The 23,252-nt window shown below is 61.0% G+C and carries 24 protein-coding genes and 1 tRNA gene; 15 read left to right on the top strand and 10 right to left on the bottom strand.

All coding sequences use genetic code 11. From position 1 onward, the window contains the following. Positions 1–18 precede the first annotated feature (18 nt). Positions 19–1,089: an AI-2E family transporter gene (locus ACF8GF_RS05680; RefSeq protein ID WP_021783345.1), complete on the top strand. Its 1,071-nt coding sequence runs from the start codon at positions 19–21 to the stop codon at positions 1,087–1,089. Between the two features lie 117 nt (positions 1,090–1,206). Here the strand turns inward: ACF8GF_RS05680 and ACF8GF_RS05675 are convergent, their stop codons facing one another. Continuing rightward, positions 1,207–1,680: a peroxiredoxin gene (locus tag ACF8GF_RS05675; protein ID WP_176685092.1), complete on the bottom strand. Its 474-nt coding sequence runs from the start codon at positions 1,678–1,680 to the stop codon at positions 1,207–1,209. Between the two features lie 11 nt (positions 1,681–1,691). Next, positions 1,692–2,252, bottom strand: a complete 561-nt coding sequence (locus ACF8GF_RS05670) for a glycine cleavage system protein R (RefSeq protein WP_003254741.1) — start codon at positions 2,250–2,252, stop codon at positions 1,692–1,694. A gap of 259 nt (positions 2,253–2,511) precedes the next feature. Between ACF8GF_RS05670 and dapA the strand changes: the two genes are divergently transcribed. From dapA to ACF8GF_RS05645, 5 genes are all read left to right on the top strand, one after another. Next, positions 2,512–3,399, top strand: coding sequence for a 4-hydroxy-tetrahydrodipicolinate synthase (gene dapA / locus ACF8GF_RS05665; RefSeq protein WP_176685091.1), 888 nt, complete (start codon positions 2,512–2,514; stop codon positions 3,397–3,399). Between the two features lie 15 nt (positions 3,400–3,414). After that, entirely contained in the window at positions 3,415–4,536 is a 1,122-nt protein-coding gene (gene bamC / locus ACF8GF_RS05660; protein ID WP_209967578.1) for an outer membrane protein assembly factor BamC, read from the top strand. Then, positions 4,537–5,295, top strand: coding sequence for an MBL fold metallo-hydrolase (locus tag ACF8GF_RS05655; RefSeq protein ID WP_176685089.1), 759 nt, complete (start codon positions 4,537–4,539; stop codon positions 5,293–5,295). A 30-nt stretch (positions 5,296–5,325) separates the two neighbouring features. Continuing rightward, positions 5,326–6,036 (top strand): phosphoribosylaminoimidazolesuccinocarboxamide synthase, encoded by a 711-nt coding sequence (purC, locus tag ACF8GF_RS05650; protein WP_003254733.1) that lies wholly within the window; start codon positions 5,326–5,328, stop codon positions 6,034–6,036. A gap of 91 nt (positions 6,037–6,127) precedes the next feature. Next, positions 6,128–6,217: transfer RNA gene (locus ACF8GF_RS05645), tRNA-Ser, on the top strand. Between the two features lie 98 nt (positions 6,218–6,315). On the opposite strand, the gene ACF8GF_RS05640 is transcribed toward ACF8GF_RS05645, so the two are convergent. From ACF8GF_RS05640 to ACF8GF_RS05625, 4 genes are all read right to left on the bottom strand, one after another. Further along, positions 6,316–6,666, bottom strand: a complete 351-nt coding sequence (locus tag ACF8GF_RS05640) for an addiction module antidote protein (RefSeq protein ID WP_176685088.1) — start codon at positions 6,664–6,666, stop codon at positions 6,316–6,318. Then, positions 6,663–6,968: a type II toxin-antitoxin system RelE/ParE family toxin gene (locus ACF8GF_RS05635; protein ID WP_041168334.1), complete on the bottom strand. Its 306-nt coding sequence runs from the start codon at positions 6,966–6,968 to the stop codon at positions 6,663–6,665. Before ACF8GF_RS05635 ends, ACF8GF_RS05640 begins: the two co-directional genes overlap by 4 nt. Before the next feature lie 351 nt (positions 6,969–7,319). Beyond that, the gene (locus ACF8GF_RS05630; RefSeq protein ID WP_021783348.1) at positions 7,320–7,592 is read right to left on the bottom strand and encodes a DUF3077 domain-containing protein; all 273 of its coding nucleotides are present in this window, start codon (positions 7,590–7,592) and stop codon (positions 7,320–7,322) included. Positions 7,593–7,728: 136 nt separating this feature from the next. Continuing rightward, complete coding sequence (locus ACF8GF_RS05625) at positions 7,729–7,992, bottom strand: hypothetical protein (protein ID WP_108190684.1); 264 nt, start codon at positions 7,990–7,992, stop codon at positions 7,729–7,731. A 640-nt stretch (positions 7,993–8,632) separates the two neighbouring features. Between ACF8GF_RS05625 and ACF8GF_RS05620 the strand changes: the two genes are divergently transcribed. From ACF8GF_RS05620 to ACF8GF_RS05610, 3 genes are read left to right on the top strand one after another with little or no spacing between them, the layout of a single operon-like run. Next, positions 8,633–9,493, top strand: coding sequence for an SH3 domain-containing protein (locus tag ACF8GF_RS05620; RefSeq protein ID WP_176685087.1), 861 nt, complete (start codon positions 8,633–8,635; stop codon positions 9,491–9,493). Between the two features lie 8 nt (positions 9,494–9,501). Continuing rightward, positions 9,502–11,382: a hypothetical protein gene (locus ACF8GF_RS05615; RefSeq protein WP_392488137.1), complete on the top strand. Its 1,881-nt coding sequence runs from the start codon at positions 9,502–9,504 to the stop codon at positions 11,380–11,382. A 10-nt stretch (positions 11,383–11,392) separates the two neighbouring features. Further along, positions 11,393–12,601, top strand: a complete 1,209-nt coding sequence (locus ACF8GF_RS05610) for a hypothetical protein (protein WP_392460375.1) — start codon at positions 11,393–11,395, stop codon at positions 12,599–12,601. A 99-nt stretch (positions 12,602–12,700) separates the two neighbouring features. Here ACF8GF_RS05610 and tal read toward each other — a convergent pair whose 3' ends face one another. Both tal and ACF8GF_RS05600 read right to left on the bottom strand, forming a co-directional pair. After that, the gene (gene tal / locus ACF8GF_RS05605) at positions 12,701–13,660 is read right to left on the bottom strand and encodes a transaldolase (protein ID WP_392488136.1); all 960 of its coding nucleotides are present in this window, start codon (positions 13,658–13,660) and stop codon (positions 12,701–12,703) included. A gap of 25 nt (positions 13,661–13,685) precedes the next feature. Next, positions 13,686–15,284, bottom strand: coding sequence for an FGGY-family carbohydrate kinase (locus ACF8GF_RS05600; RefSeq protein ID WP_392488135.1), 1,599 nt, complete (start codon positions 15,282–15,284; stop codon positions 13,686–13,688). A 243-nt stretch (positions 15,285–15,527) separates the two neighbouring features. Between ACF8GF_RS05600 and ACF8GF_RS05595 the strand changes: the two genes are divergently transcribed. From ACF8GF_RS05595 to mqo, 5 genes are all read left to right on the top strand, one after another. After that, positions 15,528–16,526 carry a LacI family DNA-binding transcriptional regulator gene (locus ACF8GF_RS05595; protein WP_392488134.1) on the top strand — a complete coding sequence of 333 codons (999 nt, stop codon included), beginning with the start codon at positions 15,528–15,530 and terminating at the stop codon, positions 16,524–16,526. A 160-nt stretch (positions 16,527–16,686) separates the two neighbouring features. Then, a complete protein-coding gene (locus tag ACF8GF_RS05590) occupies positions 16,687–17,415 on the top strand; it encodes an SDR family oxidoreductase (protein ID WP_392488133.1) in 729 nt (242 codons plus the stop codon). 334 nt (positions 17,416–17,749) lie between these two features. Further along, positions 17,750–17,938 carry a hypothetical protein gene (locus ACF8GF_RS05585; protein WP_392488132.1) on the top strand — a complete coding sequence of 63 codons (189 nt, stop codon included), beginning with the start codon at positions 17,750–17,752 and terminating at the stop codon, positions 17,936–17,938. A 178-nt stretch (positions 17,939–18,116) separates the two neighbouring features. Continuing rightward, positions 18,117–18,308 carry a YhfL family protein gene (locus ACF8GF_RS05580; RefSeq protein WP_003254720.1) on the top strand — a complete coding sequence of 64 codons (192 nt, stop codon included), beginning with the start codon at positions 18,117–18,119 and terminating at the stop codon, positions 18,306–18,308. A 327-nt stretch (positions 18,309–18,635) separates the two neighbouring features. Next, a complete protein-coding gene (gene mqo, locus ACF8GF_RS05575; protein WP_176685079.1) occupies positions 18,636–20,273 on the top strand; it encodes a malate dehydrogenase (quinone) in 1,638 nt (545 codons plus the stop codon). A gap of 130 nt (positions 20,274–20,403) precedes the next feature. Here the strand turns inward: mqo and ACF8GF_RS05570 are convergent, their stop codons facing one another. After that, positions 20,404–20,739: a helix-turn-helix transcriptional regulator gene (locus tag ACF8GF_RS05570; protein ID WP_021783354.1), complete on the bottom strand. Its 336-nt coding sequence runs from the start codon at positions 20,737–20,739 to the stop codon at positions 20,404–20,406. 49 nt (positions 20,740–20,788) lie between these two features. Between ACF8GF_RS05570 and xenA the strand changes: the two genes are divergently transcribed. Then, entirely contained in the window at positions 20,789–21,880 is a 1,092-nt protein-coding gene (gene xenA, locus ACF8GF_RS05565; RefSeq protein ID WP_010952388.1) for a xenobiotic reductase XenA, read from the top strand. Positions 21,881–22,003: 123 nt separating this feature from the next. Here the strand turns inward: xenA and ACF8GF_RS05560 are convergent, their stop codons facing one another. Further along, entirely contained in the window at positions 22,004–23,251 is a 1,248-nt protein-coding gene (locus tag ACF8GF_RS05560) for an NAD(P)/FAD-dependent oxidoreductase (RefSeq protein ID WP_392488131.1), read from the bottom strand. Position 23,252 lies beyond the last annotated feature (1 nt).

Here is a 23,252-nt window from a genome sequence, read left to right as displayed (position 1 = left end):
CTTTTCCAAGGATCGTCAATGTTCAAAGTCTTTCGCGACTGGGTGCAGCGCTACTTCTCCGATGAGGAAGCGGTGGTGCTGGCGGTCCTGTTGTTCCTGGCGTTTACCGCAGTGCTCACCCTGGGCGGCATGCTCGCGCCGGTGCTGGCGGGCATGGTGCTGGCGTTTCTGATGCAGGGGCTGGTCAACGCGCTGGAGCGCGTGCGGGTACCAACACGGCTGGCAGTGATGCTGGTGTTCGCCCTGTTCATGGGGGCGCTGGCGGTGTTCATGCTGGTGCTGGTGCCGCTGCTGTGGCACCAGCTGATTACGCTGTTCAACGAGCTGCCGGGGATGCTCGGCAAGTGGCAGTCGTTGTTGCTGCTGCTGCCGGAGCGGTATCCGCACCTGGTGTCGGACGAGCAGGTGTTGCACGCCATCGAGTCGGTGCGCGGTGAAATTGGCAAGTTTGGTCAATGGGCGCTGACCTTCTCGCTGTCCAGCCTGCCACTGCTGGTCAATGCCATGATCTATCTGGTGCTGGTGCCGATTCTGGTGTTCTTCTTCCTGAAGGATCGCGAACTCATTGGCCGCTGGGTCAGCGGCTACCTGCCGCGCCAGCGCACCTTGCTGAGCCGGGTGGGCAGCGAGATGAACCGGCAGATCGCCAACTACATCCGCGGCAAGGGCATCGAGATCTTGATCTGCGGCATTGCCACTTACATTGCCTTCATCAGCCTGGGGCTCAATTACGCAGCGCTACTGGCCTTGCTGGTGGGGCTGTCGGTGGTGGTGCCCTACGTGGGCGCGGTGGTCGTGACTGTGCCGGTCACCTTGATTGCGCTGTTCCAGTGGGGCTGGGGCGACCAGTTCATCTACCTGATGACGGTGTACGCGATCATCCAGGCGCTGGATGGCAATGTGCTGGTGCCGCTGCTGTTCTCTGAAGCGGTGAGCCTGCACCCGGTGGCGATTATTTGTGCAGTGCTGCTGTTTGGCGGGCTATGGGGGTTCTGGGGGATATTTTTCGCCATCCCGCTGGCGACGCTGATCAAGGCCGTGCTGGATGCGTGGCCCAAGCAGGAGCCTAGCGTTTCACCGATGCTTTGAATGTAATTGGGGCCGCTCTGCGGCCCTTCGCGGGCATGCCCGCTCCCACTGGGCCCTGCACAATTCCTGTGGGAGCGGGCGTGCCCGCGAAGGGCTGCAAGGCAGCCCCATTCAATTTCAAGCCTTGTTCAAGGTCTGAGCAGCAGCCAGAACTGCATCCACATGCCCGGGCACCTTCACCCCGCGCCATTCCTGGCGCAGCACACCGTCCTTGTCGATCAGGAAGGTGCTGCGGTCAACGCCCATGTACTCCTTGCCATACAGCTTCTTCAGCTTGATCACATCGAACAGCTGGCACAGGGCCTCGTCCTTGTCGCTGATCAGTTCGAACGGGAAGCCTTGCTTGGCCTTGAAGTTCTCGTGGGACTTGATGCCATCGCGCGATACACCGAATACCACGGTGTTGGCTGCGGTGAAGGCATCGTGCTGGTCGCGGAAGCCCTGGCCCTCGGTGGTGCAGCCTGGTGTGCTGTCCTTGGGGTAGAAGTACACCACCACCTGCTGGCCCTTGAGTTCGGCAAGGCTGACGGTTTGCCCGCTGGTGGCCTGGGCCTGGAAGTCGGCAACAGGTTGGTCGAGTGCTACAGCCATGATCGGTTTCCTTACATTGGGTTCTGTGGACGCCATGGCTCGATCAGTGCGTCGAGGTTCAGGGCATCGGCAAAGTCCAGGAACTGGTCGCGTAGCCAGCTGATCTGCGTGCCGGCCGGCAGAATCACGGTGAACTGGGCGTTGAGCATGCTGCTACCGGTTTGCGGCGCCAGGTAGGTGTCGCAGGTCATGGCTTCCAGCTCGACGCGGTGGTCGAGGAAGAACTGGCACAGCTCGTTGATGATGTCGGGGCGGTAGGCAGCGCTGACGTAGGCCACATACGGAAGGGCCTGCGGGCGCACTTCCTGGTCGGCGCTGCGGACCACGTCGAGCGTCAGGCCGTGTTTCTTGCCCAGGCCTGGCAGGGTGGATTCGAGACGTGCCAGGGCGTCCCAGCTGCCGCCAACCTGCAGCACCAGAGCGCTGGTCTCGCCGTGGCGGCTCAGGCGCGAGGTGACCACCGCGCAGCGGTTTTCGAAGGCAGCGCGGCTGAGGACGTTGGCCAGCTCCATGGGGTTCGGGCCCAGGGCACTGATGACAAGGAATTGTTCGCGGACGGTGGGGGTGGACATGCAGCATTCCTAAAGCGATGAGCGGTCGGCACAGGACGGGCAAAAGCCTCCTGTCGGCAGGGCCCGGGGCTCGCATGCGAGGTCTTGGACGCTGGCGGGGAGCAAGGTCGACGGCCCGGCGGGCCGCGCTGCACCGATCAAAGGGCCAAGGGTAGCGAAATAAGCCGCCGAGGGGAATGCTCCACCCGCCTGCTTCGCTTGTGCAAGGTCGATGCCCCCAGTACCATTACCGCTCTCTTTTTCCGGCAGGAGCAGTTACATGATTGCGGGCAGTATGGTGGCATTGGTCACACCCATGGATGCACAAGGGCGTCTTGATTGGGCTAGCCTCGACAAACTTGTAGACTTCCACCTGGAAAACGGCACCCATGCGATCGTCGCTGTCGGCACCACCGGTGAGTCCGCCACGCTGGATGTCGAAGAACACATCCTGGTCATCAAGCATGTGGTCGAGCGCGTCAAGCACAGCAAGAAGCCGATTCCGGTCATCGCCGGCACCGGTGCCAACTCCACCGCCGAAGCCGTGCACCTGACCCAGAACGCCAAGAACGCTGGCGCCGACGCCTGCCTGCTGGTAGTGCCGTACTACAACAAGCCGACGCAAGAAGGCCTGTACCAGCACTTCAAGCACATTGCCGAAGCCGTCGACATCCCGCAGATCCTCTACAACGTTCCCGGCCGCACGTCCTGCGACATGCAGGCCGAGACCGTGATCCGCCTGTCGACCGTGCCGAACATCATCGGCATCAAGGAAGCCACGGGCGACCTGGCCCGCGCCAAGGCCATCCTCGATGGCGTCAGCAAGGACTTCATCGTCATGTCCGGCGACGATCCGACTGCCGTCGAGCTGATCCTGATGGGGGGCAAGGGCAACATCTCCGTCACTGCCAACGTCGCTCCGCGCGAAATGGCCGACCTGTGCGAGGCCGCCCTTGAGGGCAATGCCGAGAAGGCCCGCGCAATCAACGAAAAACTCATGCCGCTGCACAAAGACCTGTTCTGCGAGTCCAACCCGATCCCGGTGAAATGGGCGCTCGTCGAAATGGGCCTGATGCAAAAAGGTATTCGCCTGCCCCTGACCTGGCTGAGCGAAGGCTGCCACGAAAAAGTCCGTACTGCCTTGCGCCAGTCCGGCGTACTGGTTTAAGAGGAAGTACACCGCATGAAGCGACTGGCTGGTCTTTCCGCCCTTGCCCTGATTATCTCCAGCACCAGCGGGTGTGGCTGGCTGTGGGGCGAGGATGGCTATTTCCGCGACCGCGGCAGTGACTACCTGCAGGCCCACCCGACCGCGCCGATGCAACTGCCGCCGGACGCCAGCAACGTCAAGCGCCTTGACCCGCTGCTGCCGATTCCGCGTAACGTCGCTGACGATAACGTCGCGGGTGAGTTCGAAGTGCCGCGCCCGCAACCGCTGACCGGCGGTGCCGCCCAGCTCACCGACTACAGCCTGCAGCGCAGTGGCAGCAGCCGTTGGGTACTGGCCCAGCATTCGCCAGCCGAAGTGTGGCCGGTAGCCCGGCAGTTCTTCGAGGACAACGGCTTCCGCATTGCTGAAGAGCGTCCGCAGACAGGTGAGTTCAATACCACCTGGCAGCGTTTCGATGAGCTGTCGGCATCGCTTGGCCAGCGTCTGGCCAGCACTGCCAGCAGCGGTGACAGCGAGGTGCGTGTGCGTGTGCGCATGGAGCCTGGCGTGCAGCGCAACACCTCCGAAGTGTATGTGGTCAGCGTCGAGCGCCCGGCGGGCAGCACTGCCGATCCTGCGTTCCCGTCCACCTCCAGCAATACCGGCACCGATGCCCTGCTGGTCGATGAAATGCTTGCCAGCATGAACCGCAGCGCCGAGAAGGGTGGTTCGGTGTCGCTGCTGGCCGCGCGCGATTTCGACGCACCCAGCCGCGTCAGCCTGAGCGAAGACGGCAGCGGCAACCCGGTACTGTATCTGGGCTCCGACCTGGACCGCGCCTGGTCTGGCGTGGGCCGTGCCCTGGAGCAGGGTGGCGAATGGCGTGTTGAAGACATCAACCGCAGCCTGGGCCTGTACTACATCAACCTGTCCGAGAAGCCTGACGACAAGCAGAACCAGCCTGGCTTCTTCAGCCGCCTGTTCGGCAGCGAGCCGACCAAGGAAGAGCGTGAAGCCCGTGCCGAGCGTTACCAGGTTCGCCTGAGCAAGGTGGGTGAGACCGTGCAGGTCACGGTCGAGAAGAACATCAACACCGTGGCTCCGGCCGATGTCGCCCGCCGCGTGCTGAGCGCCATTCAGGACCACCTGGGCTAAGTGCGCTTCGCGGTACTCGGAAGCGGCAGCCAAGGGAACGGCACGCTGATCGCCAGTGGTGACACGTTCATCCTGGTCGATTGCGGTTTTTCCCTGCGCGAAACCGAGCGGCGCCTGGCGCTGCTCGGTGTGTCGGCGGCCCAGCTCAGTGCGGTACTGGTCACCCACGAACATGCCGACCACGTGCATGGGGTCGGCTTGCTGTCACGGCGCTACAATGTACCGGTCTACCTCAGCCAAGGGACCTTGCGCGGCATGCGCAAGCCGGTCGAGGTGGCCGGTTTTCTCGCTTGTGGCCAAAGCCTGCGCATCGGCAGCCTGGAAGTGACCGCAGCGCGGGTCGAGCACGATGCTTACGAGCCATTGCAGTACGTGGTGAGCGATGGTCAGCGGCGTTTTGGCATGCTTACTGACCTGGGCTCGTACGACGCGCTGCTGTTGGAGCGTTACCAGGGCCTGGATGCACTGCTGATCGAGGCCAACCACTGCCGCGACCTGCTGGCGCGCGGTCACTATCCGGCCTTCTTGAAGCGGCGGGTGGGTGGCATGCAAGGGCATTTGAACAACCACCAGGCCGCGCGCCTGGTGCAAGAGTTGGGCTGGAACAACCTGCAACACCTGGTGCTGGCCCACCTCAGCAGCAAGAACAACCTGCCACACTTGGCCCGCCAGTGCTTCGTCGACACCCTTGGGTGCGACCCGGACTGGCTCCAGGTGGCGAATCAGGAACACGGGCTCGACTGGCGCGAAATCGCCTAGCCCAACACCTCAAGCAAGCGGAGCCCAATCATGGAAAAACGCGAAGAACTTTACCGCGGCAAGGCCAAATCGGTTTACAAGACCGACGACGCCGACCGCTTGATCCTGCTGTTCCGTAACGACACGTCGGCGTTCGACGGCAAGCGTATCGAACAACTCGACCGCAAAGGCATGGTGAACAACAAGTTCAACGCCTTCATCATGCAGAAACTGGAAGAAGCCGGCGTGCCGACCCAGTTCGACAAGCTGCTGGGCGACAACGAGTGCCTGGTGAAGAAGCTGGACATGATCCCGGTCGAGTGCGTGGTGCGCAACTACGCTGCCGGCAGCCTGGTCAAGCGCCTGGGCGTGGAGGAGGGCATCAAGCTGGAGCCGTCCACCTTCGAGCTGTTCCTGAAGAACGACGAGAAGGGCGACCCCTTCATCAACGAATCTCACGTTGTCGCGTTCGGCTGGGGCACCGCCGAGCAACTGGTGGAAATGAAGAAGCTGTCGTTGAAGGTCAACGAAGTGCTGAGCAAGCTGTTCGATGACGCCGGCCTGCTGCTGGTCGACTTCAAGCTGGAGTTCGGCGTATTCCACGGCCAGATCGTGCTGGGCGACGAGTTCAGCCCGGACGGCTGCCGCCTGTGGGACAAAGAAACCCGTAAGAAGATGGACAAGGACCGCTTCCGTCAGGGCCTGGGCGACGTGATCGAAGCCTACGAAGAAGTTGCCAAGCGCCTGGGCGTGCCGCTGTAAGCGGCGCGTTCACGCAAGCGCCTGATACCACGCGGTTTTTTTGAAAAAAAGATTTGCGTTTTAAAAGAACGCTGGTATGATGCGCGGCATTGGAGAGATGCCGGAGTGGTCGAACGGGACGGATTCGAAATCCGTTGTACTGGCAACAGTACCTAGGGTTCAAATCCCTATCTCTCCGCCATACAAGATCAAGCCCCTGGAAGCGAAAGCTTCCGGGGGCTTTTTCGTTATGGAAGGCAAAGATTTACAGCCAGCATGCTAATTGCCCGAGCGGTTAAATCAAGAGCCCGGAAGCTTCTCGAGCGGCCTGACCGTGAGCTCTACACCTAAGGCAACCATCAGTTTTTGAATAGTAGCGAATCGGGTCTTTTCTCCGCCCTTCAGCGTTTTATAAAGAGACTCTCGATTGACCCCTGCGTCTTGCGCAAACTGATTCACGCCCTTGGCTTTTGCCACTTCACCCAATGCATGCATCAGGGTTTGAGCGTCATTAGCCTTCATTGCCTCTGCCAGAAATGCCGCGATGGTTTCCGGGCTGTCGAGAAACCGGGAGGCCTCGAAGCGTTTTGTTTTGCTCAAATCCAGATCAAGGATTGGCATGTCTTGCGGCGAAATTTTTTTGCTCATCATTTTTTACCTCTTAAAGCATCAAAAATTTCCTTTGCTCGTTTGATGGCTCTGCGTTGATCTGTTTTATCGCTACCGTAGAGCATCAGGTAGCGGATTGCGCCCGTTCGAACGAAGTAGATTCGATATCCGGGGCCTACAAATACGCGCATCTCACTGATACCCTCGCCAACGGATTCGATATCACCGAAGCAATCGTTTTCTGCTCGGGCAATCCTCAAGGAAACAGCACCTCTGCCAATTGGATCTTTTAGGCCATCTAGCCAATCGTCAAATTCAGACGTTGTGTCTATCTGATTCGGCATGCATTGAATGTAGCCTACTGGCTACTCCTTGTCGATGAGTGAGCGGCCGAGTGGGCCTGCGGCTCTATAAACGGAGTGGGTTGCCCATTACGCAACGGGTGTATACGCCTGCAGCGATGTTCGCCTCCCATCGTCGGCGCTTGGTTTGGCCGCGACGTGATGAGGCTAGGGCGCGAGCGGAGCGCTGGCAACGGATAGCGCGGGTTTGCTGAGCGTTTGGGAAATGGACTACATGGCGGTAGAGAATGTCGCACTCCAGCTGTCAGCGTGGGGGCTCGCTTAGGTGCGCTTGCGACATGATGCAATCGGTGAAGCCCCGGGATATTTTGCGTTTCCAGGGCTTCCTCGTACTTACTTTTTCATCATCCCCAACTCAGCATCATCCAACAGCGCCTTGGCCATTGCGCTCAGGTAATGCGAGGCCCAGATCAGTTTCTGGTCGCCGTCCATCAGGCCGGTGATGATCAGGTCGCGCACGTAACCCATCAGTTCGGAAGCCTGTTCGCGGGCGTCCTGGCAGGGGATGCCGGGTTCGATGCGGAACAGCGGGTGGGTGTTGTTTTCGCCTTGGTAGAAGCAGGTCTTGCCGACTGTGGTGGGTTCTGGTGTGTTGTCGGTGGGCATTGTTTTGTTTCCCTGGATTCTGGGTTGCCTGGGCTGGCCTCTTCGCGGGCTCGCCCGCTCCCACAGGTACTGTGCAGTGCGTGACGGCTGTGATGACCCTGTGGGAGCGGGCGTGCCCGCGAAGAGGCCTGACCTGCTAATGCAAGGTGTAAGGCTCTGTGGGTAAATGCGGCCGCATCTGCAACTGCATCAACGCCGACTCGACCAGCCCCTGTACCGCTTCCATTTCATGGATCACGGCCTGCATCACGATCGAGCTGTGGGCGGTAGGTTTGAGTTGCACGGATTGGCGGGCCACGGACAGGGCGCAGAGCACATACTCTGAAGACTGGACCAGGGTGTCTTGCAGGATCTGGGTGGAATGGGGGGAGTAGGGTGGATCGGGGACTGTCTTGCGCATGTAAGCTCCTTGGGTAGTGGAGCCGCCTGGCAACGCTGTCAAACGAATGGAGGCAGCTATACATGGGTTGACAGACCGGTACCCAAGGACCCGGCGCACACGAATGTGCCCCATGCACAGCTGCCATTAAGCGCTGCAACGGAGACTTGAGTAGTCGGCCTGTCAAAGCCGGTCGCTGATTTCACAACGACGAGCCGAGACTAGAGCGCGACCGAATCCGTCGCAACCGTTTGAGCGGGTTGGCAGTATGTTTGGGAAACGCCCTACAAGGAAGGGGATAATTCTGAGTACAAGTTGTAGGACGGATTTCTACTAATCAATCAGACAGGCTTCCTGCAACATTTTGTCTTGAACTGCCAATGGCACCTTGGGCTACAATGCGGCCCTCTGATACGCCACTCACGCCCAGGCCACACGCCGTAATGATTACGCGCGCTGGGCGATGAACTCTTCCTGACATGGATTCGTTGGATGCTTTGCGCCGTACTGGTCTCCCCCTGCGCCCCTCGCTGGACGGCTGAATTGTCGTCTGCGGCCAGTGCTGCACACTTTCTGAAAACCCCGCACAAACTCGAATGCTGCCGCCAACCATTGGCTGCGGTACGCGGCTGTGCGCCCCACCGAAAATGGAGTGCTCCACTTGCGTAAGAAATTCGTCGCGTCCCTTCTGGCGGTCGCCATCGCCTCTACCACGGCCTGTGCACAGCTCGGGATCAGCAAAGAGCAAGCGGGCACCGTGATCGGTGGCCTGGCCGGTGTGGCCATCGGCTCGACCATGGGCAGTGGTAACGGCAAGATCGCCGCAGCCCTGATCGCAGGTGGCATCGGTGCCTACATGGGCAACCGTATCGGCCACATGCTGGACGAGAAGGACCAGCAGGCCCTGGCGCTGCGCACCCAGGAGGTGCTGAGCCAGCAGCAGACCACCGCCAGCGCCCAGCCGGTGACCTGGAAGTCCGACCATTCGGGCGCCACCGCGCAGATCGTGCCGGGCAAGGAGTACACCAAGACCAAGCAGGTTGAGGTCAAGCGCGCGCCGAAGATCCAGGCGGTGCCGTCGATGAAGCTGATCAACGAGCCGTATGTGACCACCAGCGACAACCTCAATGTGCGCGCCGCGCCCAATCAGACTGGCGAGAAGGTCGGCAGCCTGAAGAACCACACCGAATTCACTGCCGTGGGCTCCACCGGTGACTGGATCCTGGTCGGGCGCAAGGGCGTGACTGTGGGCTACGTGCACAAGAACTACGTCGAGCCCAAGGCGCAAGCGGTCGCCAAGCGCGTAACGCCAGCCGTCAACCTGGACGAGCTGGACGTTGCTGCCAGCAAGGAAACCCAAGGCTTCGACCTGGACTCGGTGCAGTCGCTGCCGACCCAGACAGTTGCCGCCGAAGCGGCCTGCCGCCCGGTCACCGTCAGCCTGAAATCGCAAAGCGGCAAGACTGAGCAAGAGCAGAACACCTTCTGCAAACAAGCCAATGGCACCTGGGAACTGATCTGAGGAACTCCATGAAAAAGCACGCGCTCGCGCTGGCAGTGATCGGCGCTTGTGGTCTGGTACCGCAGGCGTTCGCCCATGAGCTGGCCTTTTCCAAGAAAGACAACATCAAGGTCGAAGTGCCTGGGGATGCCACCACCTGGTGCAAGCCCCAGGTCGACCTGACCATTACCCGCCCGGCCTGGGATAACCAGGAACTGCTGTCGGGCCTGCTGACCAAGCTGCCGTTCGTGTTCGCCAAGGACTGCTCGACCGCCAAGGTGAGCTGGAAGGCGGTCGATGCCAAGGGCAACCTGTACGCCAGCGGCTCGGGCAATGCCAGCAACCTGGGGCTGGTCACCCTGGCGGCCGCGCCTGCTGCAGTTGCCCCTGCGCCGGTTGCAGCACCTGCGCCAGTGCCGGCACCTGTGCAGCCAGAAGCACCGGTTGCTGCTGCAGCGGCTTCAGCCCCTGCTGCTGAGCCAGCCCCGGCGGTAGTTGAAGCCGCACCCGCGAAAGCAGAAGCTGCCCCGGCTCCCGCGCCTGCCCCAGCCGTAGCTGCAGAACCGGCCCCTGCGCCGGCCGCCGAAGCCCCGGCACCAGCCCCTGTTGTGCCGCCTGTCCCGGCACCTGCCACAGCAGTAGCAGCAGCCCCCACCTCGGACTTCGGCCGCTCGGTGGTCCTGGAAAACCGCAACCTGATGCAGGTAACGGACGGCGCCGGCTGCAAATGGGTGCTCAGCAAGTCGATCATCGGCGATGGCGACACGCTGTCGTTCGGCACCACCCCGGCCATGCCGTGCCCGGCCTCCGGCTTTGGCGAAGGCAGCTTCGAAAAAATCAGTTGGAAGGCCGTGGGCACCTACCGGGGTGATAACTGGAACCGCGTCTACGCGCACCCGAGCGGCCTGATCTTCATCAAGAAACTCGAGCCTGCGGTGAAGAACAAGGCTGTTTCCTACCTCACCGCGCAAGCTGACCAAGCCGTGTTCCTGGTGGGCGAAATCCCCGGCCGGCAGATGAAGGTGTACCTGACCTTCAGCCGTTCCAGCTACGGCGTACTGCGCCCGTTCGGCAGCGACCCGTACTACGTGGTGGTCACCCCGGACGAGTCGTTTGCACTGGACGCGGCCAAGTACAAGGAAGCTGCGCTGGAAATCTTCGACCTGATCAAGACCACCTCGCCGACCACCACGGATGTGGCCACCCTGTTCATCGTCAAGGACCTGTCGGCGATCTCGAACAACATCTGGGGCAATGACGCGCAGAAAATTACCCGCAACCGCATCGGCATCAACCGTCAGGGCCTGTTCTTCGATGTGCGCGAGGGTACGAACTGGGCGGTTCAGCGTGAGCAGCGGCGGGTGCGTGAAGAGCGTCAGCGCCAACAGGAACTGGCCCGTGTGCATACCCGTGTACTGGAGCGTTACCAGCAGCTGCAGGACGGCATGAGCGACTTCAAGGGGCGTGAAACCGAGGCCCTGGCACAAATGGCCGGCATCAAGGTGCGCTTCGCTTCGCCATTGGAGCAGCAAAACCCTGCGACCTCGGCCAGCGTGACGCCGATGATGGTGCACGTTACCGGCACGCAGGGCGACTTCTACACCATCGACTTCCCGAGCAAGGGCCGTCTGGTTGCGGACGAGGAATACAGCGAAGGCTGGTACGTGACCCAGGTGGCCAACGCCACGCCGTACTACCCGCTGGACGATGGCCGTGCCGTGCCTACCTACCGGGCCTACAGCGTGGGTGAGCCCGAGGCTTGCAAGCAGGACCACTGTGCTGACCGCGTGTCGTTCGGTGCCGTACTGGCCAAGGAATTCCCCAACGCCGGTATCGATTTCAGCTGGACCCCCGAGGTCTCCCAAAAGTACGTGAACGACTGGAACAACGCTTCCGCGATGGTCCAGTGAGGCAAACACCATGATCAAACAGATGAACAAGAAGCAGCTGCTGATTGGCGGTGTGGCCGCGGCGGTGCTGGTGCTCGGCGGTGGTTATGCAATGGTCTCCAGCTCGGGCAAGAAGGCTGCGCTGGCCTACTACGACGACTTCAAGGAGCGTTACTTCCTTGAGGATGTACTCTCTGAGGGTGACATTTCCTACTCGGCGTTCTCGGGCAACCTGACCGTCGCCGAGCCTGAGATTCGTGTAACTGCGGCGCAGACCAACGGCGCCCAACAGTTCATGCGCGGCCTGTCGGGCTTGATGGAGTCGGTCCGCGGCAGTTCGACGGAAGAAGGCCTGGCGGGTTGGGCCAAGTACCAGCTCAACGTCAGCCGCAATGTTGCTGGCATATACCTGAAAGCCGATGCGTTGAAGCTGTCTCACGACGGTGACAGCAAGGACGGTACCATTCACATCCAGCTGCTCGGCATGCAGATGGCCAACCCCTTCGTTGCCAGCAAGGGCGCCGAAGTGGTTCTGGTGGCTGATGTCAGCGACGAGATCCAGCCGCGTGCAGAGCTGACCGCCAATGGCCGGGCCACTGAGTCGGGGTTCGCCTGGGGGGCCAACATGGCGGTCCGCCAGCCGGTGACTGGCGCGTTTCTGGTCAGCAGTACGGGCGATTTTGGCACCACGGTTGACCTGGACTTCACCATCAAGCGCTCCAGTGACGGTGAAGGCTCGATGGCGTTTGTCGTGACCCACCGTAACGATGGCTCCAAGGTAGGTGAGATCGTGCGCAAGGCCGACTTCCAGTCGCTGCCGGAGCTGGACGATGTCGAAACCCAGCTCAAGAGTGCGCTCAGTGCCATGCTGATCGGGGCATACAGCCCTTACACCGGCCAGTCGGTATTGGCCGAAACAGTGAGTGGTTTTGCGCGCAAGGCAAAGGTCGAGAACTACTCGGTGAGCTACAGCGGCTTCAAACCGCTGAAAGAGGCTTTCAGCGATTACCAGCAGCAAGTCCCCAAGGCGAAGTTCGCAGCTTTCTGCCAGGAGGTTGGGCTGTCATCGTGGAGCAGTGATTTTGGCTCCAAGGGCAAGAACCACAGTGACTCGGAATGTGCCATCGGGCAGAAGTTGGTCGAGGAAGGCAAGTTCGAAGAGCAGTACACCTTCAAGGAAGGCAAGAGCCTGTTTGCGGCGTTGTTCGTGAGCAAGGCGTATCAGCTGGAAACCAATTGACGGTTGATGGCTGATGAGCAAAGCCCTCGGCGACCGTACATTGCCGAGGGCATAGCCCCGCTGTCAGGTTGGCTCAGGCAACTGGGTGAGCACCCGTCCTCATCCCCCGAAACGTTGCCCAACAAGTGCCTCCAGCGCCCGCTGATCGTGGGTGAAGCCGCGTATCCCTTCAGCCAGCTTTTCGGTCGCCATCGCATCCTCATTCATTTGCCAGCGAAAATCAGCCTCGCTCAGTGGTGCTGGCGGCGTCTCGCATTCTGCGTTTTCGACGAGGGCAACCGGTAGACTACCCTCGGTGGCAGCCAGCTCCTCAAGCAGTGCCGGGCTGATCGTCAGCCGATCGCATCCTGCCAGCGCAACGATTTCACCCACGTTGCGAAAGCTCGCCGCCATCACCGATGTGGCGTAACCGTGGCGGCGCATGAAGTGCTGACAGGCCATGACCAACCCGACCCCCGGCTCCTGTGCTGGCACAAACGTTGTTTCAGGCAGGGCCTGGCGATGCCAATCCAGTACCCGGCCCACGAATGGCGAAATCAGGAACACCCCGGCTTCCGCACACGAGCGGGCCTGGGCCAGGCTGAAGATCAGCGTCAGATTGCACTGAATACCCTCGCGCTCCAGTTCAGCCGCCGCGCGGATACCTTCCCAGGTTGCCGCCAGCTTTATCAGGATGCGGTCGCGTGAGACGCCGGCGGCCTCATACAGTGCGGTCAACCGCCGGGCTTTCATCATGCTTGCCTGTGTGTCGAACGACAGTCTTGCATCTACCTCACTCGATACCCGGCCTGGGACGTACTGCATCAAGCTGCAGCCCAAGGCTACCACCAGGCGGTCGCAGACATATTCGATCGCCTCCGGCGTGGGCAAGCCGGAGGCGACGGCAGTGGTGCACAGGTCTTCGAGCAAGGTGTCGTACTGGCCCGACTTCATGGCCTTGAGCACCAATGAAGGGTTAGTGGTGGCATCCTGCGGCGCGAAACGGCGTACCGCCTGGACATCGCCGGTGTCGGCGACCACTGTGCTGTGTTGCTTCAGCTGGCTAAGCCATGTGGACATGTTGGCATCTCTCTTGTGATTGATCTCAGTCGGCAAGTGGCTGGGCGGTGCGTGACAGGGTGGCAGGCGCAGTTGCTGGCTGCTGCCTTGCCAGGTCGGCCAGGCGATGCATGATCGGTTTCAATGCGTCATAGGAAGCGCAGTAATGGGCAAACATCTGGTCATACAAGGCTGTGTTCGCAGGGTCTGGTCGGGCCCGCAGGCGCAGGGTGCGCCACTGGCGGATGACCTCGACATTTTCGACCGCGCCTATTGCCATGGCCGCGAGGACGGCGCCGCCTAAAGGTGCTTCCACTTGCTCTTCGATGGTGAACACGTCATACCCGGTAACATCGGCGATGATTTGCATCCACAGGTCCGAGGCCGTGCCACCGCCTACCACGATCAGTTGCGGGTCAAGGTTGCACCCTGCATCACCGCCTTGTTGCATGTTGTGGCGCAATGCAAAGGCCAGGCCTTCGAGTACCGCGCGGTACAGATGGGCCTTGTGATGGAACAGCGACAGGCCGACATAGGCACCCGAAGCCCTGGCGTCCCAGATGGGGGTGCGCTCGCCCATGAGGTACGGCAAGAACAGCAGGCCTTCTGCACCTGCGGGAGTCTTGGCAGCCTCCCGTTCGATCAACTGGTGCACCTCGACGCCGGGTGCCAGGGCCGCCGCCTGCTTTTCCTCGGTACAGAACTGCTCACGGAACCAGCTGATTGCAGCGCCTGCAGTAATTGCGCCGCCAAAGCTGTAGGTGGTGGTGGCGGTTTCGTGCACATAAGGCATGTTGATCAGGCCAGGGCTTGCATCGCTGTGCTGTTTGATAAAGCCCCAGCACATGCTGGTGCCCAGCATCGCCACATGGTTGCCCGGGGCAACCACCCCGGCTGCCAGTGTTGCCATCGCCGCATCGACACCGCCAGCGACCACCGCCGTGCCAGGCAGCAGCCCCAACCGCTGCGCTGCCGCCGGAAGCAGGTGGCCGATGATTTGCCCGGGCGCCACCAGGCGTTGTGGCATGAGCGCGGGGTCGATGCCCAGTGCTTCCATCATGTCAGGCGACCAGTCGCGTGCCGCCAGGTCATAAATGCCGCCGATATTGCCTGCAGAACTGTGGTCCACCGCCAGTTCTCCGGTCAGATGGTATTGCACATAGCTGTTGGGAGGCAGCAAGTAGCGGGTCCTGCTCCAGACCTCTGGCAGGTTGCGCTTGATCCAGAGCATCTTCGTGTAGCCGTAATAGCTGTCAACGCCGTTGCCGGTGATGCGCGCCAGTTGCTCGACGTCCAGGTGCCTGCGCACCCATTCGGCCTCGGCGATAGCCCGCCGGTCCATCCAGATCAGGCAGGGGTGCAGAGGCTCGATATCAGCGTCTACCGGGATGCCCGAGCCACCGTAGAGGCTGCTGATGCAAATGGCCTTGACCCGGGCTGCCGGCACCTGGCTTCGGCGGACGCTGGCGGCCACCGTGTCGTACACCGCATCCAGCCACACGTGTGGCCATTGCTGTGCCCACAACGGGCGGGGCTGCTCCACCTGATAGCTGGCTGATGCCTGTGCCTGCACTTCCCCCTGCGTTGACATCAGCAGTGCCTTGGTACTCTGCGTGCCGATGTCGACACCGATCACGTAATCCATACGTACACCCTTGTTGTTGGTCTGTTGGGTTTTGGTGCTCGTCAGCATTGCAAAAGCAGATCAGCCGGATCTTGTGCAATGACAGGCTGATCAAGTGTTGGGCAGTGCAATGTTAACGTTTACATTCATGAAGCTAACACAGCATCTTTTCTCCTACAATCTGCTGCGATTTGTCGGTTGGCCCCGAATCGGCGAAAATCCGGTCATCAACGTACCCGCGCCTTCGCCACCTTCCGAGCGTTCATGACCAGACCAGTCAAAGCCACCATCACCGACATCGCCAAGCGTGTGAACATGACCACCGTCACGGTCTCGCGTGCGCTCAACCAACCGGAGAAGGTCAAGAAGGAGACGTTAGAGCAGATACTGAAAGTGGCTCGCGAGCTCAACTACGTGCCGAATGCCTTTGCCCGCAACCTCAAGAACCGTGAAAGCCGGTTGGTCGGCCTGGTGACGGCGAGCCTGGAGAACCCGTTTTACGGTGAAATCATCAAGGCGATCACGCGCGAGGCGAAGAAGCGCGACTACACCTTGATGTTGTTCGATACCGATGGCTCCGAAGAGCTGGAGGCGCGGGCGATCGATACGCTGCTCAGCTATCAGGTGGCGGGGCTGATCCTGTCGGCTATCAGCGATGATGATACCTACCAGCCAAGCTACCTGCCCAAGCTGCTGATGTCGTCGATCCCGGTGGTGCAGATCGACCGTCAGCTGACTGGCGCCCCATTCGCCGGCGTGTACCTGGACAACGAGCAAAGTGGTTACCAGGGCGCTCGGGCGCTGCTTGCACAGGGCTTGCGCCGGCTGCTGGTAGTGGCCGGGCCGCAACGCTCCAACATCTCCTTGTCGCGCCTTGCCGGGATCCGTCGGGCACTGGAACAGTGGCCAGAACCGACCGTTCTGGAGGTTGTGCACGGCGACTTCGTCCAGGCGCCGGCCCGGGACGCGGTGCGCAACTACCTGCAGAGCGGCAAGTGGCCCGATGTCATTTTCGGCCTGAACGCGCTGATGACCCTGGGCGCGCTGCAGGCAATGCGCGAATTGGGCTTGAGCCGCGACGACATTGCGCTGTTCAGCATTGACCAGGTGCGCTATGCCGAAATCTACGGCCAACCTATCCCTTGCATCAGCCATAGCAGCGCGAAACTGGGGATTGGAGCAATCAACATGTTGCTGGACCAGATAGATGACCCTTCGCTGTCACCACAGAGCCAGATAATCGAAGGCCAGTTGCTGCTCTGACCCCGCAGGCCAGACGTGCCTACATATTTCGATGCAAATGTAGACGTTGACATCGTTATGCACCCTGGCATCAGATATGGCGGCACGCATGTGATGCTGCATGTAAACGTCTACATAATAATGACAACAGCGCCCTTGAGCGGGCGCGGGGAGATGCCTGATGGGAATGCACCTGCAGGGTAAAGTGGCGGCCGTGACCGGTGCTGCATCCGGAATAGGCCTGGCAACCGCCACGGCGATGGTGGCAGCAGGGGCCAGGGTGGTTATGGTTGACCGTGACGAGCAATTGCTTGCCAAGGCCTGTGAGCAGTTGGGTGAGGCTGCCATCCCGTTGGTGATCGATCTGCTCGTCCCTGACAGCTGCGCGACCCTGATGCCGGGCATCCTGGCAGTTGCCGGCCAGCTCGATATCCTGCACGCCAATGCTGGATGCTATGTGGGCGGGGAGTTCGTTGAAAACGACGTGGCAGCCATCGACCGCATGCTGAATCTCAATATCAATGCCGTGGTCAGGAACGTGCATGATGTGCTGCCGCACATGATCGATCGCGGCCAGGGTGACATTGTGGTGACCGGTTCGGTGGCGGGCCATTTCCCGGTGCCCTGGGAACCGGTGTACTCGGCCTCCAAGTGGGCGGTCAATGGCTTTGTGCAGACTGTGCGGCGGCAGGTAAAGCACCATGGTATCCGCGTGGGGGCGGTTTCGCCTGGCCCGGTCAGCAGCGCCCTGCTGGCCGATTGGCCGGAAGAAAACCTGCGCAAGGCCAAGGAGAGCGGCAGCCTGATCGAGCCCGACGACATCGCGGATGCGGTGATGTATATGCTCACCCGCCCGCGCAACGTGACCATTCGGGACATGATCGTTCTGCCGTCAGCATTTGATATGTAAGCAAGTTGAGCCTCATCGTGACTCAAGGTCGCTCATGCACGGGGAGTGCGCCCGCCTGGAAGTGTGCTGGGTGACCTTGAGTCGGTATGAAGGTTCGGAAGTAAAAAGTGCGCAGATCCGCCGGTGAATGTGCCTACATCTGCAATTGCAAGAAGGCTGTCTCGACATGGTTCTGCGCCGCACGAGCAGGACGCCGAGCATTCGTTGATAGAACACTGCGAAGTTGTCACAGCGCTAAATCGTCGGCTGCCAAAAATGGCCGCTAGAAAAGCGGGTTGGCATCCAAGCCCGGTGCGTGAAAAATTCTCGGTGTTGTCACGAAGGGATGCGTGAAATGAAGTTCGAACGAACTTTCCTGTACACCGGCAAAAAATGGCTGGCGCTGGTATTGGCGGGCGGGGCATTCGGCGTCTTTGCCAGCGAAGATGGAGGGTCAGGGTTGAAAATGGTAACTCTGTCAATTATTGCACTGGGTGTCGGGATTGGGCTGTTCATAGGGCGGCGCTTTGAAGGGGGCTGGTGATAGGCGCCATATTCATGGCCTTCGTTTCGCACTCTAAAGGGCCCTACGCAGCTGGGCTTTTTGTTGCTCGCCTGCAACGAGTCATTGCACTTTGTGACTTGGATCCATTGCCTGGGTTCTGTATCATTCGGCCGCCATCAGACGATGGTCGAAGATGATTCATTTAAAGGACTGAGTAATGAAAAAGCTGTTCAAGGCCACCGTAGCCGTTGCTGTCGTATCGGGTGTTGCCCTGCTGTCGGGTTGCACTGGCCAAGTTTACAACCAACCGAAAAACTGCACCTACGACTACCTGTTCCACCCTTCGGTTTCCATCTCCAAGATCATCGGTGGCTGCGGCCCGATCGATAAACTGCCTCAGCAGCAGTAATCTTGGCGGTACCCTGATCGCGACGCGTGCGGCGTGATCCAAGGCCCCCGGTCATGTACATGGTCGGGGGTTTTTGTTTTTAGCGTGACATTCTGCCGCTGGGGCAACCGGTCGCCTTGACGCCCCGGCCTGCAATTTGTTTGTGCTGGCATTTCAGATACAATCGGAAAAACGATTCAGCCTTGTCGGTCAATTCGACCAAAGGCCGAGTCGTTTTCTGGTTCTCTGGCTGCTGAACAATGATCAACAACAAGCCTGCGCTGAAGAACACGCTTTACCGGGGCCAGCCACAGGCCCTCACTCTGTTCTCCTGACTGGAAATGATCAATGTTCAAGAAAGCTGGCAAGACCTTGCTGGGTCTGGCGGTCGCTGCAAGCGTCATGCAAGCGCACGCTGCAGAAACCAAGAAAGTAGACGTGCTGCTGGTCGGCGGCGGCATCATGAGTTCGACCCTGGCCGTGTGGCTGCACGAGCTGGAGCCAAGCTGGTCGATGGAAATGGTCGAGCGCCTGGATGGCGTGGCCGAAGAAAGCTCCAACGGCTGGAACAACGCCGGTACCGGCCACTCCGCGTTGGCCGAGCTGAACTACACCCCGGAAGACAAAGACGGCAACGTCAACATCTCCAAGGCCATCGAAATCAACGAAGCCTTCCAGATTTCCCGCCAGTTCTGGTCGTGGCAGGTACGCCAGGGCGTACTGAAGAACCCGCACTCGTTCATCAACACCACCCCGCACATGAGCTTCGTGTGGGGCGATGACAACATCAAGTTCCTCAAGAAACGCTACGACGCACTGCAGACCAGCCCGCTGTTCCGCCCGATGCAGTACTCCGAGGACCACGCGCAGATCGCCAAGTGGGTCCCGCTGATGATGGAAGGCCGCGACCCGAAGCAGAAGCTGGCCGTGACCTGGACGCCAATCGGTACCGACGTCAACTTTGGTGAGATCACCCGCCAGTTCGTTGGCCACCTGCAGACCCAGAAAGGCTTCGACCTGAAGCTGTCCAGCGAAGTGCAGGACATCACCCGCAACAAGGACGGCTCCTGGCACGTCGAATACAAGAACCTGAAGGACGGTACCGAGTCGGCCACCGACGCCAAGTTCCTGTTCATCGGTGCCGGCGGCGGCGCGCTGAAGCTGCTGCAGAAGTCGGGTATTCCGGAAGCCAAGGAATACGCAGGCTTCCCGGTGGGCGGTTCGTTCCTGGTGACCGAGAACCCGACCGTGGCCATGCAGCACATGGCCAAGGCCTATGGTATCGCCTCGACCGGTGCGCCACCCATGTCGGTCCCGCACCTGGACACCCGTGTGCTGGATGGCAAGCGCGTGATCCTGTTTGGCCCGTTCGCCACCTTCTCGACCAAGTTCCTGAAGAATGGCTCGTACCTGGACCTGCTGAGCAGCACCACCACCCACAACGTGTGGCCGATGACCAAAGTCGGTATCGACCAGTACCCACTGGTCGAGTACCTCGCGGGCCAGCTGATGCTGTCTGACGATGATCGCTTCGAAGCCCTGCGCGCCTACTTCCCGAACGCCAAGAAAGAAGAATGGCGCCTGTGGCAGGCCGGTCAGCGTGTGCAGATCATCAAGCGTGATGCCGAGAAGGGCGGCGTGCTGAAGCTGGGCACTGAAGTGGTGGCGTCCGAAGACCGCACCATCGCTGGCCTGCTGGGTGCCTCGCCGGGTGCTTCGACTGCTGCGCCGATCATGCTGCACGTGCTGGAAACGGTGTTCAAGGAGAAGGTCGCTACCCCAGAGTGGCAGGCCAAGATCAAGGAAATCGTGCCCAGCTACGGCACCAAGCTGAACGATTCGGCAGCGGCCACCCAGAAAGAGTGGAACTACACCGCTGAAGTGCTGCAGCTGGGGAAACCGCCGGTGATCGACGCCAGCGTTGAGTTCGGTGGCGCGGCGAGCGACCCGGTTGAGAGCAAGCCCGAGAACGACATGGCGCTGTAATCGGCCATTGTTGTGAAACTAGCCACGGGGGAGACCTCGTGGCTTTTTTTTGCCAAGCACAGCGCAACCCTCGGGCTTATCGCCATCCCTGGTAGGAGCGGGTTCACCCGCGAAGAGGCCTGCACAGGTATCACTGCTGGCGCAGTATGCACTCCAGCAACCCCGGGAACCGCTTATCCAGCATCTCGCTACGCAGCGAATTCATATGGGTAGTCCCCACATTGCGGGTTTGCACCAGCCCTGCATCACGCAACACACGGAAGTGGTGGGACATGCTCGACTTCGGCCGGCCTCCGTCCAGCTCGCCACAGCTGGCCTCGGCCACGCCGGCCAGGTGACGGACGATTTCCAGGCGCACGGGGTCGCTGAGCGCATAGAGCAGGCGTTCAAGGATAAGGTCTTCGGGGTTGGGATGTTTATAGGCTCGCATGGTTGACATGATAACGGGGGTTTCATTAATTGCCATAGTTCGATTATGATCGAACAACAGTAATCAAATGAGCCCGGAGTTTCCCATGTCCGCACTGTTCGAACCCTACACCCTCAAAGACGTCACCCTGCGTAACCGCATTGCCATTCCGCCAATGTGCCAATACATGGCCGAAGACGGCATGATCAACGACTGGCACCATGTGCACCTGGCCGGGCTGGCCCGTGGTGGTGCGGGCTTGCTGGTGGTCGAAGCCACTGCTGTGGCGCCGGAAGGGCGTATCACGCCCGGTTGTGCTGGTATCTGGAGCGATGCCCACGCTCAGGCGTTCGTACCGGTGGTGCAGGCCATCAAGGCTGCCGGTTCCGTGCCGGGCATCCAGATCGCCCACGCCGGGCGCAAGGCCAGCGCCAACCGCCCGTGGGAGGGTGACGACCACATTGCCGCCGACGATGCACGTGGCTGGGAGACCATTGCCCCGTCTGCCATTGCCTTTGGCGCGCACCTGCCGAAGGTGCCACGGGAAATGACGCTGGACGATATCGCCCGGGTCAAGCAGGACTTCGTCGATGCCGCCCGCCGTGCGCGTGATGCCGGCTTCGAGTGGATAGAACTGCACTTTGCCCATGGCTACCTGGGCCAGAGCTTCTTCTCCGAGCACTCCAACAAGCGCACCGATGCCTATGGCGGCAGCTTCGACAACCGCAGCCGCTTCCTGCTGGAAACACTCGCCGCCGTGCGCGAAGTATGGCCGGAGAACCTGCCGCTGACCGCGCGCTTTGGTGTGTTGGAATACGATGGCCGCGATGAGCAGACCCTGGAAGAGTCGATCGAACTGGCCCGCCGCTTCAAGGCCGGTGGGCTCGACCTGCTGAGCGTGAGTGTCGGCTTCACCATTCCCGACACCAACATCCCCTGGGGGCCAGCGTTCATGGGGCCGATTGCCGAGCGCGTGCGCCGCGAAGCGAAGCTGCCCGTGACGTCGGCGTGGGGCTTTGGTACGCCGCAGTTGGCGGAGGCCGCATTGCAGGCCAACCAGCTGGATCTGGTTTCGGTAGGGCGCGCGCACCTGGCCGACCCGCACTGGGCTTACTTTGCGGCCAAGGAGCTGGGGGTGGAAAAAGCGTCCTGGACCTTGCCGGCACCGTATGCGCACTGGCTCGAGCGTTACCGCTGAGGCTTGGAGGGGCTGCTTTGCAGCCCATTCGCGGGCAAGCCCGTCCCCACAGAGACACCACAGGTGTCAGATGCTGCACCCTCTCTGTGGGAGCGGGCTTGCCCGCGAAGAGGCCGGTAAAGGCTAAAACCGATCCAGTCGGTATGCACTCATCTCAGGCCCACCAGCCTGCTCAGCCAACCGCCCCACCCATTCCGCCGTCACCGCCGCCTGGGTCAACCCCAGGTGCTGATGCCCAAACGCCAACAGCACCCGCCCATTGCACACCCTGTCGATTACTGGCAATGAGTCTGGCAACGAAGGCCTGAAACCCATCCACGGCGTTGCCCCTTCGACGCTCAAGTCGTGACGGAACAACCCCTTGCTCAACCGGTGCAACTGCCAAGCCCGCTGCATGCTCGGCGGTGCCTGAAGCCCGGCAAACTCCACAGTGCCAGCCAGGCGCAAGCCTTCGGCCATGGGCGTCATGATGAACTTGCGCTCAAGCGAGGTGACGGCAAACGGCAGGCGTTGGTGCTCACCTGGCAACATCAGGTGGTAGCCGCGTTCTGTATCCAGCGGCACCCGCTTGCCTGTCAGCGCGGCGGTCAGTTTCGCAGAGTGCGCACCACAGCTGACAAGTACCTGGCGGGCATTGAGCATGCCTTGGTCGCTGGCAAGGCTCACGCCGGCACTGTGTAGCTGCCCGCCATCGACCTGCGCCTGGACAAAGCGTACCCCGCTGGCCTTGGCCGCTTCGAACAATTCGCACACCACCCGATAAGGGTCGATGAAGTGCCCGGTGCGTGGAAAGAACAGTCCGCCCAACAGTGACGGACTGAGCTGCGGCGCCGCTTCGCGCACGGTTTCGGCGGACCAGAAGTCCACCGGCACCGCCTGCTGTTGCATGCGTGTGCGCAACGCCTCCAGCGCCTGGCGTGACTCAGGTTTCTCGAACACCAGCAACGAACCATCCTCTTGAAACAATTCGCTGCGTCCGATCGAGCTCAACAGCCGGTGCCAGGCGCCCAGGCTGCCTTCGTTCAATGTGCGGATGCCAGCCACGCTGCGCTGGAACGGCGCCGGGCGCAGGTTGAGCAGCAGCCGCGTGAACCACGGCATGGCCTTGGGCAGGTATTTCCAGTCCAGGCGCAGCGGGCCCATCGGATCGAGCAGCATGCGCGGCAGGCGCTTGAGGATCGACAGGTCGGCAATCGGGAACACTTGCTCGGTTGCCAGGTGCCCGGCATTGCCGAAGGACGCGCCGAGGCCGGGCGCCTGGCGGTCGACCAGCGTTACCCGATGGCCCTGGCGGGCCAGTTGCAGGGCACAGGCGACGCCGACAATGCCGGCGCCCACCACGGCGATATCGGTTTCAGCGGTTTCGACCATG

The sequence above is a fragment of the Pseudomonas sp. yb_5 genome, assembly GCF_043103865.1.
Classification (GTDB): domain Bacteria; phylum Pseudomonadota; class Gammaproteobacteria; order Pseudomonadales; family Pseudomonadaceae; genus Aquipseudomonas; species Aquipseudomonas putida_Y.
This window is presented reverse-complemented; position numbering and strand designations above follow the sequence as displayed.